General features: G+C 61.1%; 16 protein-coding genes and 5 tRNA genes. 15 read left to right on the forward strand and 6 right to left on the reverse strand.

Features of this window, described 5'->3' with window-relative positions:
- Positions 1-62 precede the first annotated feature (62 nt).
- Positions 63-1742 (forward strand): methyl-accepting chemotaxis protein, encoded by a 1680-nt coding sequence (locus tag Q7F16_RS12395; RefSeq protein ID WP_046063462.1) that lies wholly within the window; start codon positions 63-65, stop codon positions 1740-1742.
- A gap of 243 nt (positions 1743-1985) precedes the next feature.
- Here Q7F16_RS12395 and trhP read toward each other — a convergent pair whose 3' ends face one another.
- Positions 1986-3311, reverse strand: coding sequence for a prephenate-dependent tRNA uridine(34) hydroxylase TrhP (gene trhP, locus Q7F16_RS12400; protein WP_046063516.1), 1326 nt, complete (start codon positions 3309-3311; stop codon positions 1986-1988).
- 147 nt (positions 3312-3458) lie between these two features.
- Here trhP and Q7F16_RS12405 point away from each other — a divergent pair, with 147 nt between their 5' ends.
- On the forward strand, positions 3459-4520 hold the full coding sequence (locus tag Q7F16_RS12405; RefSeq protein ID WP_046063463.1) for an AI-2E family transporter: 1062 nt from the start codon (positions 3459-3461) through the stop codon (positions 4518-4520).
- On the opposite strand, the gene Q7F16_RS12410 is transcribed toward Q7F16_RS12405, so the two are convergent.
- From Q7F16_RS12410 to pdxR, 3 genes are all read right to left on the reverse strand, one after another.
- Entirely contained in the window at positions 4517-4699 is a 183-nt protein-coding gene (locus tag Q7F16_RS12410; RefSeq protein WP_003203898.1) for a hypothetical protein, read from the reverse strand. The genes Q7F16_RS12405 and Q7F16_RS12410 overlap by 4 nt on opposite strands.
- A gap of 89 nt (positions 4700-4788) precedes the next feature.
- A complete protein-coding gene (locus Q7F16_RS12415) occupies positions 4789-4983 on the reverse strand; it encodes a hypothetical protein (RefSeq protein ID WP_014337442.1) in 195 nt (64 codons plus the stop codon).
- Positions 4984-5225: 242 nt separating this feature from the next.
- Positions 5226-6725 carry a MocR-like pyridoxine biosynthesis transcription factor PdxR gene (pdxR, locus tag Q7F16_RS12420; protein ID WP_409556201.1) on the reverse strand — a complete coding sequence of 500 codons (1500 nt, stop codon included), beginning with the start codon at positions 6723-6725 and terminating at the stop codon, positions 5226-5228.
- A gap of 169 nt (positions 6726-6894) precedes the next feature.
- Between pdxR and glyA the strand changes: the two genes are divergently transcribed.
- Complete coding sequence (gene glyA, locus Q7F16_RS12425) at positions 6895-8166, forward strand: serine hydroxymethyltransferase (RefSeq protein ID WP_079305067.1); 1272 nt, start codon at positions 6895-6897, stop codon at positions 8164-8166.
- 74 nt (positions 8167-8240) lie between these two features.
- On the opposite strand, the gene Q7F16_RS12430 is transcribed toward glyA, so the two are convergent.
- Positions 8241-8316, reverse strand: a tRNA-Asn gene (locus tag Q7F16_RS12430).
- A 235-nt stretch (positions 8317-8551) separates the two neighbouring features.
- On the opposite strand from Q7F16_RS12430, the gene Q7F16_RS12435 reads away from it, so the two are divergent.
- Entirely contained in the window at positions 8552-8779 is a 228-nt protein-coding gene (locus Q7F16_RS12435; protein WP_018612405.1) for a hypothetical protein, read from the forward strand.
- Positions 8780-9027: 248 nt separating this feature from the next.
- On the opposite strand, the gene Q7F16_RS12440 is transcribed toward Q7F16_RS12435, so the two are convergent.
- Entirely contained in the window at positions 9028-10224 is a 1197-nt protein-coding gene (locus Q7F16_RS12440) for an amino acid aminotransferase (protein WP_003203885.1), read from the reverse strand.
- 331 nt (positions 10225-10555) lie between these two features.
- Between Q7F16_RS12440 and uvrB the strand changes: the two genes are divergently transcribed.
- From uvrB to Q7F16_RS12495, 11 genes are all read left to right on the forward strand, one after another.
- Complete coding sequence (gene uvrB, locus Q7F16_RS12445) at positions 10556-12571, forward strand: excinuclease ABC subunit UvrB (RefSeq protein ID WP_003203884.1); 2016 nt, start codon at positions 10556-10558, stop codon at positions 12569-12571.
- 219 nt (positions 12572-12790) lie between these two features.
- Positions 12791-14272, forward strand: coding sequence for a glutamate--tRNA ligase (gltX, locus tag Q7F16_RS12450; protein WP_014337445.1), 1482 nt, complete (start codon positions 12791-12793; stop codon positions 14270-14272).
- Between the two features lie 146 nt (positions 14273-14418).
- Positions 14419-14494: transfer RNA gene (locus Q7F16_RS12455), tRNA-Ala, on the forward strand.
- 79 nt (positions 14495-14573) lie between these two features.
- A tRNA-Glu gene (locus Q7F16_RS12460) sits at positions 14574-14649 on the forward strand.
- Positions 14650-14702: 53 nt separating this feature from the next.
- Positions 14703-14778 (forward strand) — tRNA-Ala (locus Q7F16_RS12465).
- 75 nt (positions 14779-14853) lie between these two features.
- Positions 14854-14929, forward strand: a tRNA-Glu gene (locus Q7F16_RS12470).
- A gap of 180 nt (positions 14930-15109) precedes the next feature.
- On the forward strand, positions 15110-15649 hold the full coding sequence (locus Q7F16_RS12475) for a TetR/AcrR family transcriptional regulator (protein WP_014337446.1): 540 nt from the start codon (positions 15110-15112) through the stop codon (positions 15647-15649).
- 28 nt (positions 15650-15677) lie between these two features.
- Positions 15678-16511 carry an alpha/beta fold hydrolase gene (locus Q7F16_RS12480; protein WP_409556202.1) on the forward strand — a complete coding sequence of 278 codons (834 nt, stop codon included), beginning with the start codon at positions 15678-15680 and terminating at the stop codon, positions 16509-16511.
- A gap of 45 nt (positions 16512-16556) precedes the next feature.
- A complete protein-coding gene (locus Q7F16_RS12485; RefSeq protein WP_046063468.1) occupies positions 16557-17006 on the forward strand; it encodes an acyl-CoA thioesterase in 450 nt (149 codons plus the stop codon).
- Between the two features lie 112 nt (positions 17007-17118).
- Positions 17119-18078, forward strand: a complete 960-nt coding sequence (locus Q7F16_RS12490; protein WP_079305075.1) for a tRNA dihydrouridine synthase — start codon at positions 17119-17121, stop codon at positions 18076-18078.
- A 119-nt stretch (positions 18079-18197) separates the two neighbouring features.
- Positions 18198-18650, forward strand: coding sequence for an Hsp20 family protein (locus Q7F16_RS12495; protein ID WP_003203872.1), 453 nt, complete (start codon positions 18198-18200; stop codon positions 18648-18650).
- The last annotated feature ends 135 nt before the right edge of the window (positions 18651-18785 follow it).

The following is an 18785-nucleotide window of genomic DNA, read 5'->3' on the forward strand; positions in this document are numbered from 1 at the left end:
TTTTGCCGCGCGGTGCCGTTAATACAGCTAACCACGCCATAAAACCTACAAGAGTGAACAGCATGCGCCTGAGCCTGAAGGCTAAAGTCCTGTCCCTTGCGATACTGCCGGTATTGCTGTCCGCCGTGATCATCAGCCTGACCACTGCTTTCATCTTGAAGGAGCAAGCGAGTAAAGAGGTCCAGCAGACCCGCGAACGCTTGCTCAGCGAGGCCAAGGCCACGCTGCAGAACTATGTGGCGGTGGGCCTGACCGCCATCAAGCCGCTCTACGATGCCGCCGCGCCTGGCGATAACGAAGCACGCGCCCAGGCGATCAAGCTGTTGTCGAATATCAGCTACGGCAAGGACGGCTATTTCTTCGGCTACGACTCCGAGACCATTCGTCTGTTCAAGGCCAACAGCCCTGATGGCGTGGGCAAGAGTTTCAAGGACAACCGCGACCCCAACGGGGTCTATGTCAACCGTGACCTGGTGAAAGTCGCCAAGGACGGGACGCACTACCTCGAATACAGCTCGCCGCTGCCCGGCAGCAAAGACCTGGTGCCCAAGCTGGGCTACACCGAATACCTGTCCAAGTGGGACCTGGCAGTCGGTAGCTCGGTCAACCTGGACGGCATCGAAGCCCAGGTGGCGCTGGTGGAAGCCAAGGTTCATGAACGTCTGCAAGGTGTGATCTTGAGCATCGTCGGGATCGCCGCGGTGGTGTTGCTGGTGATTGCGGTGGTGGGCCTGGTGCTCGCCAACACGATCCTGCGTCCCCTGCACCTGATGAAGGACAACCTGGATGACATCGCTGCGGGTGAGGGCGACCTGACCCGTCGCCTGGCCATCACCAGCCAGGACGAGCTTGGCCAGTTGGCCGGTTCGTTCAACCGCTTCGTCGACAAGATCCACGGCCTGGTGCGGCAGATCACCGACATGACCTCGCAACTGACCGGCCTGGTGACGCAAGTTTCCGAGCAGGCCCAGCGCTCCGAGCAGGCCATGGAACGCCAGCGCCACGAAACCGATCAGGTCGCCACGGCGATCAACGAGATGTCCTCGGCGGCCCAGGAAGTCGCCCGCAGCGCCCAGGGCGCCGCCGTCGCAGCCCAGCAGACCGACGAGGAAGGGCAATCGGCCAAGCGCGTGGTGGCCGGCAGCATCCAGCAGATTCATGCGTTGGTGAACGATATTCGCAGCAGTGGCGTGTCCCTGGACAGCCTGCAGCAGGACGTGGCTTCGATTGTCAGTGTGCTCGGGGTGATTCGTTCGATTGCCGAGCAGACCAACCTGCTGGCCCTCAACGCCGCCATCGAGGCTGCGCGTGCTGGCGAGGCAGGGCGTGGGTTTGCGGTGGTGGCCGATGAAGTGCGGGCCCTGGCCAGCCGGACCCAGCAGAGCACCCAGGAAATCCAGGGCATGATCGACCGCCTGCAATCAGGCACCCACGCGGCAGTGGAAGCGATGCGCCGTTCCAGTGAGGCCGGCGAAGGTACTTCGGAACGGGCCAACGAGGCGGGCGCCTCGCTGGACACCATGGCGCAACTGATCGGCACCATCAACTCGATGAACGCCCAGATCGCCAGCGCTGCCGAAGAACAGACCGCGGTGGCCGAGGAAATCAACCGCAGCGTGCATCAGATCGCCGTGGCCGTGGACAGCGTCGCCGACGAAACCCAACTCGGCGCCCAGACCTCCCGCAGCCTGGCCGACCTGGGCCAGCGCCTGGGCAAGCTGGTGGGGCAGTTCCGGATCTGATCCCGTCGCGGCAGGAGCTGCCGAAGGCTGCGATCTTTCGCTCTCGATCCAGATGTTTTCACCTGGGCAACCGGGTCTTATCGAGAAAGAAGGATCGCAGCCTTCGGCAGTTTCTGCCGTGCTTCACAGGCGCAAACCGCTACAAAACCCTGTGGGAGCGAGCTTGCTCGCGATAGCGTTGGATCAGCCAACATTCATTTGGCAGACGCACCGCCATCGCGAGCAAGCTCGCTCCCACAGGGGCTATGGCTCGCGCACATCGCGCATCAACAACCCAAACCGCAGATCCACCGCATCCGGGATCGGCACGTACACCACATGCCCATCCCCCGGTGCCACCTCGATGCCCTGGCCTTTGACGTTCTGCAACTGATGCAGGTCGAAGTGGAAGTTGCCCTTGGGGGTCATCAGCTCCATATGGTCCCCCAGGCCAAAGCGGTTCTTCACCCGCACTTCGGCCAGGCGTTCGCGCCGTTCGCCGGTCAGTTCGCCGACGAACTGCTGGCGCTCCGATACCGAGCTGCCGTTCTGGTAGTTCTGATACTCATCATGCACATGGCGCCTTAGAAACCCTTCGGTGTAGCCGCGCTGGGCCAGGGACTCCAGGTCGGTCATCAGGTTGCGATCAAATTCCCGGCCGGCCACCGCGTCATCGATGGCCTGGCGATACACCTGGGTGGTGCGTGCGCAATAGAAGTGCGACTTGGTCCGGCCTTCGATTTTCAAGGAGTGCACACCCATGCGCGCCAGGCGCTCGACGTGCTGCACGGCGCGCAGGTCCTTGGCATTCATGATGTAGGTGCCGTGCTCGTCCTCGAAGGCCGGCATGGATTCTTCCGGGCGGTTGGCTTCCTGGAGCAAAAACACCTGGTCGGTGGGCGCGCCGAGGCCCAGGGTCGGTTCGGGCTGATAGGTCTGCACAATGTCGCCCACGGCATTTTCCACCGCCGGCTGTGCCGAATATTTCCAGCGGCAGGCGTTGGTGCAACTGCCCTGGTTGGCGTCGCGCTTGTTCAAATAACCGGACAGCAGGCAGCGCCCGGAATAGGCCATGCACAGCGCGCCGTGGACGAACACTTCCAGCTCCATGGCCGGCACCTGCTCGCGGATCTCGGCGATTTCTTCCAGGGACAGTTCCCGGGACAGGATGATCCGGCTCAAGCCCTGCTGCTGCCAGAACTCGACGCTCGCCCAGTTCACCGTGTTGGCCTGCACCGACAGGTGAATCGGCATCTGGGGGAAATGCCGGCGCACCAGCATGATCAGCCCCGGGTCGGACATGATCAGCGCGTCCGGCGCCATGGCGATCACCGGTTCAAGGTCTTTGAGGAAGGTGCGCAGCTTGGCGTTGTGCGGGGCAATGTTGACCACCACGTAGAAACGCTTGCCCATGGCCTGGGCCTCGGCAATGCCCAAGGCCAGGTTCGCGTGGTCGAATTCGTTGTTGCGCACCCGCAGGCTGTAGCGCGGCTGGCCGGCATACACCGCATCGGCACCGTAGGCGAAGGCATAGCGCATGTTTTTCAGGGTGCCGGCGGGCGCCAGCAGTTCGGGGGCGGCGAGGGTCATGATGGCGTCGGATCGCAAAAGGCGGCGAGGGTAGCCCATGGTCGGCCAGGCCTCATTGATCTGAATCAATGCACGGCGCAAACGCGAAGGCACTCCGGCGAGTCCTGGCTGACTAATGTTTATCCCGCCTTTGGACATGGAAAGCTGATGAATCGAAAGATGCTGCAAAACAAAGCCCAGATGTTGCTGCTGGTCCTGGTCACCATCGCCTTCATCTGGATTCTGCTGCCGTTCTACGGCGCGGTGTTCTGGGCGGTGATCCTGGGCATCGTCTTTGCGCCGATGCAGCGCCGCCTGCAGTTGAAGTTTGGCTGGCACCGCAACGTCACCTCGCTGGTCACGTTGAGCATCTGCGTGGTCAGCGCGATTTTACCGGTGATCATCATCAGCACCTTGCTGGTCCAGGAAGGCGCGGCGCTGTACAAGAGCCTGGAAAGCGGCGAACTGGACATTGCCGATTACCTGGCCCGTTTCAAGGATGCCTTGCCACTGTACTTCCAGAATCTGCTGGACCGCTTTGGCCTGGGCAACCTGAATGGATTGCGGGACACGATCGTCAAGAGCGCGATGCAGGGTAGTGAGTTTTTCGCCACCCAGGCCTTCAGTTTCGGCCAGGGCACCTTCCAGTTCCTGGTCAGCTTCTTCGTGATGATCTATCTGCTGTTCTTCTTTCTGCGCGACGGTGCGGAACTGGTGCGCAAAGTGCGCACGGCCATTCCCTTGGCGGAACATCAAAAACGCCGCCTGCAGTTGAAATTCAATCGGGTGGTGCGCGCCACGGTGAAAGGCAACCTGCTGGTCGCCATCAGCCAGGGGGCGCTGGGTGGGCTGATCTTCTGGATCCTGGGGATTCCGACGGTGTTGCCCTGGGCGGTGCTGATGGCGTTCCTGTCGTTGCTGCCGGCGGTGGGGGCGGGCCTCGTCTGGGCACCGGTGGCGGTGTATTTCCTGCTCTCGGGGGCGATCTGGCAAGGCGTGGTGCTGACGCTGTTCGGGGTGTTCGTGATCGGCCTGGTGGATAATTTCCTGCGGCCGATCCTGGTGGGCAAGGACACCAAGATGCCCGACTACATGGTGCTGGTCTCGACACTGGGCGGGCTGGCGGTGTTCGGGCTGAACGGTTTCGTGATCGGGCCGCTGATTGCCGCGCTGTTCATGTCATGTTGGGCCTTGTTTGTCGAAAGCACACCGCGGGTGCAACTGCCCTAAGCACTCAGCAGATAGGGGCCGATACGTTGCGACAGGGCCTGGGCGGCGGGCAATGAAGTCAGCGGGCCGCTGATGGTCACGCCGTCTTGCACCAGATACCAGCAGGCCAGCAACCCGAGCTCCCGGAGTGGGGCGGGGACGGCGCTGCCAATGACAGACATGATTTGAACCTTGGGCATGGGAAACCTCCATCAATCGATGGGGTTACCTTACGACTCAGTGGGGGTAACGAAAAATCAACCGGCTCAATAGTAGGAATCGATGCCGCTCAATCGACGACCAGATCGAGCATGTGCACCACTTCCTGTTCACTGAGCAGGCCCTTGCGCACCAGGTTTTCCGCCAGCAGGGAAAGGAACTTGGCGTTGCGGTGGCCTTCCAGTTGCTTGAGTTCGGTCAGCACGTTGTACACCTTGCTGGAGGTGCACAGGCCGACGATGCGATGGGGATTTTGCGTGGGCATACCTTCGTCCTTGTTTTTATGAAGCTGTTGTTGGCGGACAGAGCCAGTTTGCGGCCCTGTCATGACGCTCACGTGACAGCTTGAGTTGTTGGAAAAAAGAAAGCAGGATCCGGACCATAATGCCTTTTTTGCGCCGGGAAATTGTTCCGGCAGCGACCTCGGCCAGGCATATATGGCCATCGAACTGCTTTTTTACCGACAAAAAAGGGATGCGGTTTGAGCGTCGAACGCCATGTGTCGTTCTATTTTTTGCTCAGCACATTGGCCAGCCGCCGCATGGCCGCTTCGATTTCATGAGCGGTCAAGGACGAGTACCCCAATAGCCAGCCTTGTTTCTTTTCTTCGCCAGCGTACAGCCGGCTGAGGCCGGGCAGCTGCACACCCGCACTGGCCGCTTGGCGGAGGGTCTTTTCCTCCGACCAGCCATCGGCCAACAGGCAGGGAATCTGCAGCCCACCTTGGGGACGCAAGGCGGTAACGATTCCGTCCAGGTGCTTGCCAATGGCATCGAGCAGGGTGGTACGGCGTCCGGCGTAGAGTTTGCGCATGGCCCGGACATGGGCGTTGTAGTGACCGTCTTCCATGAAGCGTGCCAGGGTCAACTGAAGGATCTGTGGTGTGTGGCCGTCCATGATGCTGCGCGCGTAGGTGAAGGCTTTGACCAGTTCGAAAGGCAGCACCATGTAACCCATCCGCAACCCCGGATAGAGGGTTTTGCTGAAGGTGCCGAGATAAATCGTGCGCTGGTATTTGTCCAGGCCCTGCACGCATGCGGTCGGCAGCCCGTCGTAGTGGAACTCGCTGTCGTAATCGTCCTCGATGATACACCTGCCATGCTCGGCCGCCCAGTTGATCAGCTCGAGTCGGCGTTCCAGCGGCAAGGTTGCCCCGGTGGGGTATTGATGCGAAGGCGTCACATAGACGCAACTGGCGCCGCTGCGGTCTGCCCGCAGCAGGTCCGTGCGTATGCCCAGTGCATCGACGTCAATGGGCACGACCTTGGTCTCTGCTGTTTCAAAGGCCTTCCTGGCACCGTAGTAGCCCGGGTTTTCCAGCAGGATCGGTTTGCCGGCGTCGACGAGCAACTGCGCACACAGAAACAGGGATTGGCGAGTGCTGCTCAACACCAGGATCTGCTCGGGGGAGCATTTGGCCCCGCGTTCGAGGTTCAAGTAGGTGGCGATCGCCTTGCGCAGAGGCTCGGCGCCTTGCGGGTCGCCATGCAGCAGGATATTGCCCCGGTAGTCCTTCATGACCTGGCGTTGCAGGCGTTCCCACAGATCGGTGGGGAAGGTACGGGTTTCCGGCAGCCCTGTGGCAAAGGCCTTGATGACCTGTTGATCGGCCACGCCGCCACTGTCGAAAATCATCCGGCCGCGCTGGCTCAAGCCCGATCCTGGCGTTGCCTCGCTGCGCTGGGTGTCTTGCGATTTCATGCGCCGGCGCGCAGCCCCGCGCAATTGGGTGCCAACCGTCTCGGATATGTAGCTGCCCGAGCCCTCGCGCCGCACGATGTAGCCATCCCGGTGCAATTGCACATAGGCGTTCTCCACTGTGTCACGGGCAACGCCCAGCGTCTTGGCCAGGACCCTGGTTGCCGGCAGCTTCAGGCCAGCGTCAAGGGCGCCATCGAGGATCAGTGCGCGCAGGGCGCGCTGAATCCGCTGATGCAGATCCAGCATCTGAAATTCGGCATCGTTGAGTCGCATCTTCAGCGTTTCGAGCTCGAAGGTTTTTGCCATGCGGTCTGCTCTGTATGAATAAATTGGCCTGCTTTGGCAGGCCAGTTTATTCGTAGACTCTGTCCGTCGCTATTGCCCGCGAAGGAGCCGCTCGGGGCCGACTGCTGCCGTCGCTGATTGTCAGGCAGTGCGGCCGTCTCATTTTCCCAATCCACAGGACCCTATCATCATGTACGACTCATCCCTGACCCTTGAAGCGTTCGACGCCGAGCTATGTGAGGCGATTCACAACGAAGAATGCCGCCAGGAAGATCACGTCGAGCTGATCGCCTCCGAGAACTACGCCAGCCCATTAGTGATGGCGATTCAGGACTCGGTATTCACCAACAAGTACGCCGAAGGTTACCCGGGCAAGCGCTACTACAGTGGTTGCGAGTATGTCGACGTGGCTGAGCGCCTGGCCATCGAGCGGGTCAAGGCGCTGTTCGATTGCGATTACGCCAACGTCCAGCCTCATGCCGGGGCCCAGGCCAACGCCGCCGTGTTCCTGGCACTGCTCAACCCTGGCGACACCGTGATGGGCATGAACCTGGCCCAGGGTGGTCACCTGACCCACGGCAACCCCTCCAATTTCTCCGGCCGCCATTACAAGATCGTTCCCTACGGTCTTGATCCGCAGACGGGGTTGATCAACTACGACGAGATGGAGCGTATCGCCCTTCAAACCCGACCGAAGATGCTGATCGGTGGTTTTTCCGCTTACTCCCGTTACAAGGACTGGGCACGGATGCGGGCCATTGCCGACAAGGTCGGGGCGATTTTCTGGGTCGACATGGCCCACGTTGCCGGTCTGGTGGCAGCGGGTGAGTATCCGAACCCGTTGCCCCACGCCCATGTGGTCACCAGTACGACCCACAAGACCCTGCGTGGCCCACGGGGCGGGGTGATTCTGTCCAAGGGGCAGGACGATACGTTTTACAAGAAGCTCGACTCGGCGGTATTCCCTGGTGTCCAGGGCGGTCCGTTGATGCACCAGATCGCCGCCAAGGCCGTTGCCTTCAAGGAAGCGCTGGCGCCCGGGTTCAAGACCTATCAGAAGCAGATCGTCATCAATGCCCGGGCCATGGCTGCCGTGCTGCAGCGGCGTGGTTACAGGATTGTCTCCGGGGGGACCGATAACCACATGATGTTGATCGACCTATCCGACAAGCCTTACACCGGCAAGGACGCCGATGCTGCCCTGAGTAATGCCTACATCACGGCCAACAAAAACTCGGTGCCAAACGATCCTCGTTCGCCGTTCGTGACCTCAGGGCTGCGCATCGGCACCCCGGCCGTGACCACGCGCGGGTTTGGAGTGCCAGAGTGCGAGCAACTGGCAGGTTGGTTGTGTGACGTGCTGGACGCGTTGGAATCCGGCGGCAGCGAGCAGGTGGCGCATCATGTGCGCGAACAGGTGGTGGCGCTGTGTCGTCGTCATCCTGTATATCGGCAACGCTAAAACGAAAAAACCCGCCTGGAGGCGGGTTTTTCGGGGGGATCAGAGATTTTGAAAGCCTTCTCTGGAACCTTGTCTGGCTCCACGACCTGGACTCGAACCAGGGACCCAGTGATTAACAGTCACTTGCTCTACCAACTGAGCTATCGCGGAATGGCGCGTATGTTACTGATTGGAAAAGAGAAGTCAAGCGTCCATCGCCGGACGGCGCATTCCTGGGGCCCTTTGACAGTCAATCAACGATTGGCAGTTACCGCCAGGGCAGGAGAGGACTACCATGGTCATCCGGAAGTGGCAGGACGCGCTGCCGGCCATTCGCCGACATTAAGGTACGCGCCATGAATCACCTGTTACCCCTTCACACAGCCAGTTGCGCCGAGGTGTCCCTGTGAGCACCGCCCAGATCAGCTTGCCCAAGGGCGTGGGGCCTCATGCCGAGAAACTGTACGACGCCATCACCCAGGCCAGCACCGCCGAAGAACTGAATCGTGCCGGTGGCAAGGCCGAGGGTTTTGTCCTGGGGCTGGAAAGCACCAAGGCGATCAAGAGCCAGGTGGCCGAGTCGTTGTATGTCATCTATGACGATGCGGCGAGTCAGCGGGCGACGGAGCTGTAGCCTCAGCGAGAATGTCTTTGTGGCCTGCTTCTGTGGCGAGGGAGCTTGCTCCCGCTGGGCTGCGCAGCAGCCCCAAAACAGTCAACCCATTCGGACTGACACACCGAGTTGCCTGATTCAGGGCCGCTTCGCGCCCCAGCGGGAGCAAGCTCCCTCGCCACAGGTTGTGGGTTCACCCATCCTGATAGGCATACTCAAAAAAAACGGGAAGCCAATGGCTTCCCGTTTTTCATCCAGCGCCGAGGGCGTCAGATCACCTGGACGATGGCCTTGGTCACCGCATCGATGTTGTTCTGGTTCAGCGCGGCCACGCAGATGCGACCGGTGTCCAGGGCATAGATGCCGAACTCGTTGCGCAGGCGCGTCACTTGTTCAACGGTCAGGCCGGAGTAGGAGAACATCCCGCTCTGGCGTGCGACGAAGCTGAAGTCGTGGTGCGGTGCGGCCTTGGCCAGCATGTCTACCATCTGGACGCGCATGCCGCGAATGCGCAGGCGCATTTCGGCCAGTTCGGCTTCCCACTGGGCCCGCAGCTCCGGGCTGTTGAGTACGGCGGCGACGATGCTGGCGCCGTGGGTCGGCGGGTTGGAGTAGTTGGTGCGGATCACGCGCTTGACCTGGGACAGCACGCGGGCACTTTCTTCTTTCGATTCGCTGACGATCGACAGGGCACCGACGCGCTCGCCGTACAGCGAGAACGACTTGGAGAACGAGCTGGAGGCAAAGAAGGTCAGGCCCGACTCGGCGAACAGGCGCACGGCCGCCGCGTCTTCGTCGATACCGGCGCCAAAGCCCTGGTAGGCCATGTCCAGGAACGGTACGTGGTTCTTGGCCTTGACCACGGCCAGCACGTTTTTCCAATCTTCCGGGCTCAGGTCCACGCCGGTCGGGTTGTGGCAGCAGGCGTGCAGCACAACGATCGAGCGGTCGGGCAGGGCGTTGAGGTCTTCCAGCAGGCCGCTGCGGTTCACGTCATGGGTGGCGGCGTCGTAGTAGCGGTAGTTCTGCACCGGGAAACCGGCGGTTTCGAACAGGGCGCGGTGGTTTTCCCAGCTTGGGTCGCTGATGGCGACGACGGCGTCAGGCAGCAGTTGCTTGAGGAAGTCGGCACCGATCTTCAGTGCACCGGTGCCGCCCACGGCCTGGGTGGTGATGACGCGACCGGAAGCGATCAGCGGCGAATCCTTGCCGAACAGCAAGGTCTGCACGGCCTGGTCGTAGGCGGCAATGCCGTCGATCGGCAGGTAACCACGGGAAACGTGCTGAGCCACGCGAGCCGTTTCGGCCTCGACAACGGCGCGCAGGAGTGGAATACGCCCCTCTTCATTGCAGTAAACACCTACGCCCAGGTTGACCTTATTGGTACGGGTGTCGGCGTTGAAAGCTTCGTTGAGGCCCAGGATGGGGTCGCGGGGTGCCAATTCGACAGCGGAAAACAGGCTCATTATTGCGCGGCTCTAATGGAGAGTGAGGGGACGTGTGGCGCTCCAGCCGAATGCACTAGAGCGGTGCACAAACGGGGAGCTAGTATAGAGGCCATCACCCGGCACGGCGACAGGCGATTCGGTTTTTACGCTAAGTTTTTACGATTTTTTTCGACCGTTAGTCCTCTCGCCGCGTCAAAGTCTTCAAGGCGTGTAGGACGTTCGTCTTGAAAGCGAAGGCATTCACCTCCACATTGTGTGCATTCCAGTTTTTTCCTCGGGCGACATCAGTCGTTTCGGTCTTTCTCGTTCCTGTCGGCTGGCCGACAGGGGTGAATCCAGAGGTTATGTCATGTCTGAATTCCAGCTAGTCACCCGCTTCCAGCCCGCCGGCGATCAGCCGGAAGCCATCCGCCTGATGGTCGAGGGCATCGAGGCCGGGCTGGCGCACCAGACGCTGCTCGGTGTGACCGGCTCGGGCAAGACCTTCAGCATTGCCAACGTGATTGCCCAGATTCAGCGCCCGACCCTGGTACTGGCGCCGAACAAGACCCTGGCGGCGCAGCTGTACGGTGAGTTCAAGGCGTTTTTCCCGAATAATGCCGTGGAGTACTTCGTTTCCTACTACGACTACTACCAGCCCGAGGCCTACGTGCCATCGTCGGACACCTTCATCGAGAAGGATGCCTCGATCAACGACCACATCGAACAGATGCGACTGTCGGCGACCAAGGCCTTGCTCGAGCGCAAGGACGCGATCATCGTCACCACGGTGTCGTGCATCTACGGTCTGGGCAGCCCGGAAACCTACCTGAAGATGGTGCTGCACGTGGACCGCGGCGACAAGCTCGACCAGCGCGCCTTGCTCAGGCGCCTGGCGGACTTGCAGTACACCCGCAACGACATGGATTTCGCCCGGGCGACGTTCCGGGTGCGGGGCGATGTGATCGACATCTACCCGGCGGAATCGGACCTGGAAGCGATCCGCATCGAGCTGTTCGACGATGAAGTGGAGAGCCTCTCGGCGTTCGACCCGCTCACCGGTGAAGTGATCCGCAAGTTGCCACGCTTCACCTTCTATCCCAAGAGCCACTACGTGACGCCCCGGGAAACCCTGCTGGACGCCATCGAAGGGATCAAGGTCGAGTTGCAGGAGCGCCTGGAATACCTGCGTTCAAACAACAAACTGGTGGAAGCCCAGCGTCTGGAGCAACGGACCCGGTTCGACCTGGAGATGATCCTGGAGCTGGGCTACTGCAACGGCATCGAAAATTACTCGCGCTACCTGTCGGGACGTCCGGCGGGTGCGCCACCGCCCACGCTATATGACTACCTGCCGGCGGATGCTTTGCTGGTCATCGACGAATCCCACGTCAGCGTGCCCCAGGTCGGCGCCATGTACAAAGGCGACCGTTCGCGCAAGGAAACCCTGGTGGAGTACGGCTTCCGCCTGCCCTCGGCGCTGGACAACCGACCGATGCGCTTCGACGAATGGGAAAGCGTGAGCCCACAGACGATTTTTGTCTCGGCCACGCCTGGCAACTACGAGGCTGAACATGCCGGCCGGGTGGTCGAGCAAGTGGTGCGGCCGACCGGGCTGGTGGACCCGCAAGTCGAGGTGCGCCCGGCGCTGACCCAGGTCGATGACCTGCTCTCGGAAATCTCCAAGCGTGTGGCGGTGGAAGAGCGGGTGCTGGTCACCACGCTGACCAAGCGCATGGCCGAAGACCTCACCGACTACCTGGCCGACCATGGCGTGCGGGTGCGTTACCTGCACTCGGACATCGACACGGTGGAGCGGGTCGAGATCATCCGCGACTTGCGCCTGGGTACCTTCGACGTGCTGGTGGGCATCAACCTGCTGCGCGAAGGCCTGGACATGCCGGAAGTGTCGCTGGTGGCGATTCTCGACGCCGACAAGGAAGGTTTCCTGCGTTCCGAACGCTCGTTGATCCAGACCATCGGCCGCGCGGCACGTAACCTCAATGGCCGGGCGATTCTGTATGCCGACCGCATCACCGGCTCCATGGAGCGGGCCATCGGCGAGACCGAGCGCCGTCGCGACAAGCAGATCGCCTTCAACCTGGCCAACGGCATCACCCCCAAGGGCGTGTTCAAGGACGTCGCCGACATCATGGAAGGCGCCACCGTGCCCGGCTCGCGCAGCAAGAAGCGCAAGGGCATGGCCAAGGCGGCCGAAGAGAGCGCCCGTTACGAGGCCGAACTGCGCTCGCCGAGCGAGATCACCAAGCGCATCCGGCAGTTGGAAGAGAAAATGTACCAACTGGCCCGGGACCTGGAGTTCGAGGCGGCGGCGCAGTTGCGTGATGAGATTGGCAAGTTGCGTGAGCGGTTGCTGACTGTCTGAGGTTTTGTGGTGATGTAGAGGGCCTCATCGCGAGCAAGCTCGCTCCCACATTTGGACCGAGTCGCGGTCTCTGTGGGAGCGAGCTTGCTCGCGATTGGGGGCGACTCGGTCTGACGACCGGCGACACAAATCCCGCTCTCACTGGAGCCCGCCCGCCATCGCCTGTTACCATTCGCCCCCTGTTCGATCTTCGCTTTTATATTCTTTCCGAGACATGCCATGACCACCGTCCGCACCCGCATCGCGCCTTCGCCCACTGGCGATCCCCATGTCGGCACCGCCTACATCGCTTTGTTCAACTATTGCTTTGCCAAGCAGCATGGCGGCGAGTTCATCCTGCGGATCGAGGACACCGACCAGTTGCGTTCGACCCGCGAGTCCGAACAGCAGATCTTCGACGCCCTGCGCTGGTTGGGGATCGACTGGAGCGAAGGCCCGGACGTCGGCGGCCCGCACGGTCCGTACCGCCAGAGCGAGCGTGGTGACATCTACCAGCAGTATTGCCAGCAACTGGTGGACATGGGCCATGCGTTCCCGTGTTTCTGCACCGCCGAAGAGCTGGACCAGATGCGCGCCGAGCAAATGGCCCGTGGTGAAACCCCACGCTACGACGGCCGGGCGCTGCTGCTGTCCAAGGAAGAAGTCGCCCGTCGCCTGGCGGCCGGCGAGCCCCATGTGATCCGCATGAAGGTGCCGACCGAAGGCGTCTGCGTGGTGCCGGACATGCTGCGTGGCGATGTCGAGATCCCGTGGGATCGCATGGACATGCAAGTGCTGATGAAGACCGACGGCCTGCCGACCTACTTCCTGGCGAACGTGGTCGACGATCACCTGATGGGCATCACTCACGTGCTGCGCGGTGAAGAATGGCTGCCCTCGGCGCCGAAACTGATCCTGCTCTACGAATACTTCGGCTGGGAACAACCACAGTTGTGCTACATGCCGCTGCTGCGTAACCCGGACAAGAGCAAGCTGTCCAAGCGCAAGAACCCGACCTCGGTGACGTTCTACGAGCGCATGGGCTTCATGCCCGAGGCCATGCTCAACTACCTGGGCCGCATGGGTTGGTCGATGCCGGACGAGCGCGAGAAGTTCTCGCTGCAGGAAATGGTCGAGCATTTCGACCTGTCGCGGGTGTCCCTGGGTGGGCCGATCTTCGACGTCGAGAAGCTGTCGTGGCTCAACGGCCAGTGGCTGCGCGACCTGCCGGTGGAAGAGTTCGCCGCACGTGTGCAGAAGTGGGCATTGAACCCTGAGTACATGATGAAGATCGCTCCCCATGTGCAGGGCAGGGTAGAGACCTTCAGCCAGATCGCCCCGCTGGCCGGCTTCTTCTTCGCCGGTGGCGTGACGCCGGATGCGAAGTTGTTCGAATCCAAGAAGCTTTCGGGCGACCAGGTGCGCCAGTTGATGCAACTGATCCTGTGGAAGCTCGAAAGCCTGCGTCAGTGGGAAAAGGACAGCATCACCGCGACCATCCAGGCCGTGGTCGAGTCGCTGGAGTTGAAACTGCGCGATGCCATGCCGCTGATGTTCGCTGCCATTACCGGCCAGGCCAGCTCGGTGTCGGTGCTCGATGCGATGGAAATCCTCGGGCCGGACCTGACCCGTTTCCGCCTGCGCCAGGCCATCGATCTGCTCGGTGGTGTGTCGAAGAAGGAAAACAAGGAGTGGGAAAAACTGCTGGGCGCGATCGCGTAAGCGTTCAATGAGGCAGGACATACCCCGGTTTTCCGGGGTTTGTCGGTAAGTGATTGTTATCCCGGCAAAAAACTTTCAAATTTGTTGAAAATAAATTTGACAGCCCTCCGATACGCCCTTAAGATTCGCCCCGTCCTCAGCGATGAGGGGCTATAGCTCAGCTGGGAGAGCGCTTGCATGGCATGCAAGAGGTCGACGGTTCGATCCCGTCTAGCTCCACCAATTTACACTTCAAGGCCTGGCCACACCGGCCTTGAAGCGATCAACACTCAGCGTTGATCAGTTGTATAGAAGGGTTTGCGTCCCCTTCGTCTAGTGGCCTAGGACACCGCCCTTTCACGGCGGTAACAGGGGTTCGAGTCCCCTAGGGGACGCCAGTTTTACAGAAGCGATGTTGCAAGATGTCGCTCCGCCGCGAGGCGAAAAATCTGGGGCTATAGCTCAGCTGGGAGAGCGCTTGCATGGCATGCAAGAGGTCGACGGTTCGATCCCGTCTAGCTCCACCAATTACAGGTTCAAGGTCTGGCCACACCGGCTTTGAATCGATCAGTTCTCAGCGCTGATCAAGTTAGAAGGTTTGTGTCCCCTTCGTCTAGTGGCCTAGGACACCGCCCTTTCACGGCGGTAACAGGGGTTCGAGTCCCCTAGGGGACGCCACGATTACCCGCTCTGCGGGATTTTATAAGGGTCATTCAATTCTTGAATGGCCCTTTTGTTTGTCTGGCGTTTGGCCAATTCCCTTATCCTTGAAAAAGACTTCTGACCAGCGGTCAAAATTTCCGCTTGCAGAAAATTATTATGAGAATAATATTTCAATCGTAATATTCGGAGGCGACGATGAGCGATAAAAAGGCACAAACCCGTGAACGCATTCTCAAGGCCGCCAGCGATGCGCTGATCCAGCGTGGGCCGGCAGAGCCGAGCGTGGGCGAGGTGATGGGCGCGGCCGGGCTGACGGTGGGCGGTTTTTATGCCCATTTCGAAAGCAAGGATGCCTTGATGCTGGAGGCATTCAAGCAATTGCTCAATCGGCGCCGCGGCCTGATCGCCGACATGGATGGTGAGCTGACAGGCGAAGAGCGGCGCGCTCTGGTGGCGGCGTTCTATCTGTCTCGCAAGCACCGTGACTCCACCGAACACGCCTGCCCGATCCCAGCATCGGTCGGCGAGCTCGGCCGGCTGCCGGATGCGTTTCGTGAAGTGCTCAATGAGCATATCGAGTTGATGGTCGCGCAATTGGCGGCCAGCCCGGAGGACGCCGACAAAGCTCTGGGCGACATCGCCTTGATGGTGGGCGGCCTGGCCCTGGCCCGGGCGCTGGGCCCTGGAGAGTTATCGGATCGTTTGCTGCGCGCCGCCAAGTCGGCGGTGCGATGAGCTGAGGCGCAAGCCCAGGAGATGAGCGATGAACAGGTTGAGCTGGATTCGTAGCGTCAATGGCACGCTGGGTTGGGTGGCTCCGCGCCTGGTGGCCAAACAGATGCGTTCGTTGTTCATGCGCCCTCGAAGCTTGCCGCCGCGGGATTGGGAGCTGCCGTTGCTGGCCTCGTCCGAGCGCATCACCTTGCGCTTCGGTCTCTCGGCCTTGCGCTGGGGCAAAGGCCCGGCAGTCTTGCTGATGCATGGCTGGGAAGGGCGGCCGACTCAGTTTGCGGCGCTGATCACGGCCCTGGTGGACGCCGGTTACACGGTCGTGGCGCTGGACGGTCCGGCCCATGGTCGCTCACCGGGTCGCGAGGCGAATGTCCTGTTGTTTGCCAGGGCCATGCTCGAAGCCGCTGCTGAATTGCCGCCGTTGCAGGCTGTGATCGGGCATTCCATGGGCGGTGCCAGCGCCCTGTTGGCCGTTCAGTTGGGCTTGCGCACCGAGACGCTGGTCAGCATCGCCGCACCCGCTCGCATTCTGGGGGTACTGCGCGGTTTCTCCCGGATGATGGGCCTGCCGCCCAAGGCGCGTTCGGCGTTCATTCGCCAGGTGGAAAGCGATGTGGGCATGCCCGCTTCGAAGATGGATGTAGCGCATTACCAGCTGGACGTGCCGGGGTTGATCGTCCATGCCGAGGACGACACGTCGGTTTCAGTCAAGGAGTCGCAGTTGATCCATGAAGCCTGGTTTGACAGTCGCTTGCTGCGACTGCCACAGGGCGGGCACCAGCGGGTGCTGGCCGATCCTCGGGTCATTGATGGGGTGTTATCACTGCTGGCCGGTCGCAGCCTGCAGGCGCGGCAATCGGCTTGAGCATCCGGTACACTGCCCCCATCCAAATTCGACCAGGAGAGGGGCATGGGCTGGGATCGCGCAACACCGTTCATTATTGATCTTCAGGTCAATGCCGAAGACATCGACGGGCTGGGCCACGCCAACAACGCGGTGTACGTTACCTGGCTCGAGCGCTGCGCCTGGCGCCATTCCCAGCGCCTGGGCCTGGATCTGGTGGAATACCGGCGCCTCGACCGGGCCATGGCAGTGGTGCGGCATGAAATCGACTACCTGGCGGCAGCCTATGAAGGCGACGAGCTGCAATTGGCGACCTGGATCGTCGACTGGGACCAGCGCCTGAAGATGACTCGGCATTTCCAGCTGATTCGTCCCAGCGACAACACCACGCTGCTGCGGGCCCAGACCACCTTCGTCTGCATCGAATTGTCCACCGGCAGGCCCAAGCGCATGCCGGCGGAATTCATCGAAGGTTATGGTCCCGCGCTGAAGGCATCCGGCATCCTCATCGACTGACCCACCGTCATCGCGAGCAAGCTCGCTCCCACAGGGGTTGGTGGTGAATTCCGATGTCGTGGGCAAAATCCGGTAAACTGCCGCACGTTTTTTCGTTTGAGTGTGTGTTTTCATGCAAATTGCCCTGGCGCCCATGGAGGGGTTGGTCGACAACATCCTGCGGGATGTCCTGACCCGTGTTGGCGGGATCGACTGGTGTGTCACCGAGTTCATCCGTGTCAACGACCGTCTGCTCACGCCGGCCTATTTCCATAAGCTCGCCCCTGAGCTGCTGACCGGTGCCCAGACGGCTGCCGGTGTGCCGTTGCGGGTGCAGTTGCTCGGTTCCGATCCGGTGTGCCTGGCGGAAAACGCGGCGTTGGCGTGCGAGTTGGGCTCGCAGGTTATCGACTTGAACTTCGGTTGCCCGGCCAAGACCGTGAACAAATCCCGGGGCGGGGCGGTGTTGCTCAAGGAGCCGGAACTGCTCAACGAAATCGTCGAGCACGTGCGCCGCGCAGTGCCGAAACACATCCCCGTCACGGCCAAGATGCGTCTGGGTTTCGATAGCCCGGATGGCGCGCTGGTGTGTGCCACGGCGCTGGCCGAAGGCGGCGCGGCGCACATCGTGGTGCATGCGCGGACCAAGGTCGATGGCTACAAGCCTCCGGCCCACTGGGAGTGGATCCCCCGGGTACAGGAAGTGGTCAAGGTGCCGGTGTTCGCCAATGGCGATATCTGGAGCGTGGACGATTGGCGCCGTTGCCGCGAGATCAGCGGTGTCGAAGACATCATGCTCGGTCGCGGCCTCGTTTCCCGCCCGGACCTGGCCCGGCAGATCGCCGCTGCCCGGGCCGGTGAGGAGGTGGTCGAGATGTCCTGGGCCGAGCTGCAGCCGATGCTCCAGGACTTCTGGGTGCAGGTGGTCGAGCAACTGACACCGCGCCAGGCCCCGGGCCGGTTGAAGCAGTGGCTGGCGATGCTGACCCGCAATTACCCCGAAGCGGTGGCGCTGTTTACCGCTTTGCGCCGGGAAACCGAGCTGGACGCGGTGGGGCATTTGCTGGGTGTGAAACGCAGCGAAGCGGCCTGAAAAAATTTCAGAAAAAGCTCTTGAAAAGTTTTTGGCGGCCCCTAGATAGGGGTTACGCGATGCCGAATTCGGGTCGCGGAGACAAAAAAACTTGCTGAATTTTTCAGGAGATTTGAATCATGAGTACTGCATTTTCGCTGGCCCCGCTGTTCCGTTCCTCGGTGGGTTTCGACCGTTTCAACGACTTGTTCGAAACCGCCCTGCGCAACGAGCCGGGCAGCAGCTATCCACCCTACAACGTGGAAAAACATGGTGATGACGAGTACCGCATTGTGGTCGCCGCCGCCGGGTTCCAGGAAGAAGACCTGGACCTGCAAGTGGAAAAAGGTGTGCTGACCATCAGTGGCGGCAAACGTGAAGCCAGTAACGACAGCGTCACCTACCTGCACCAGGGCATCGCCCAGCGTGCGTTCAAGCTGTCCTTCCGGTTGGCCGATCATATCGAGATCAAGTCCGCCGGCCTGAGCAACGGTCTGTTGAGTATCGACCTGCTGCGGGTGATCCCGGAAGAGGCCAAGGCCAAGCGCATCCCGATCAACGGAGCGCAGCAGCAACCCGCGCTGCAAAACTGATGCAGTGGAAATGAAGAAGGGCGCCAAATGGCGCCCTTTTTCATTTTGGATATCGATGGAAGATTAATTGTGGCTAGGGGGCTGTGGGAGCAAGGCTTGCCCGCGATAAAAGCGATGCGGTCCTTCAGAAACCGA

Origin of the sequence: Pseudomonas sp. Lb2C2, assembly GCF_052112205.1 — a bacterium.
In the GTDB taxonomy this organism is placed as follows: Bacteria; Pseudomonadota; Gammaproteobacteria; order Pseudomonadales; family Pseudomonadaceae; genus Aquipseudomonas; species Aquipseudomonas kilonensis.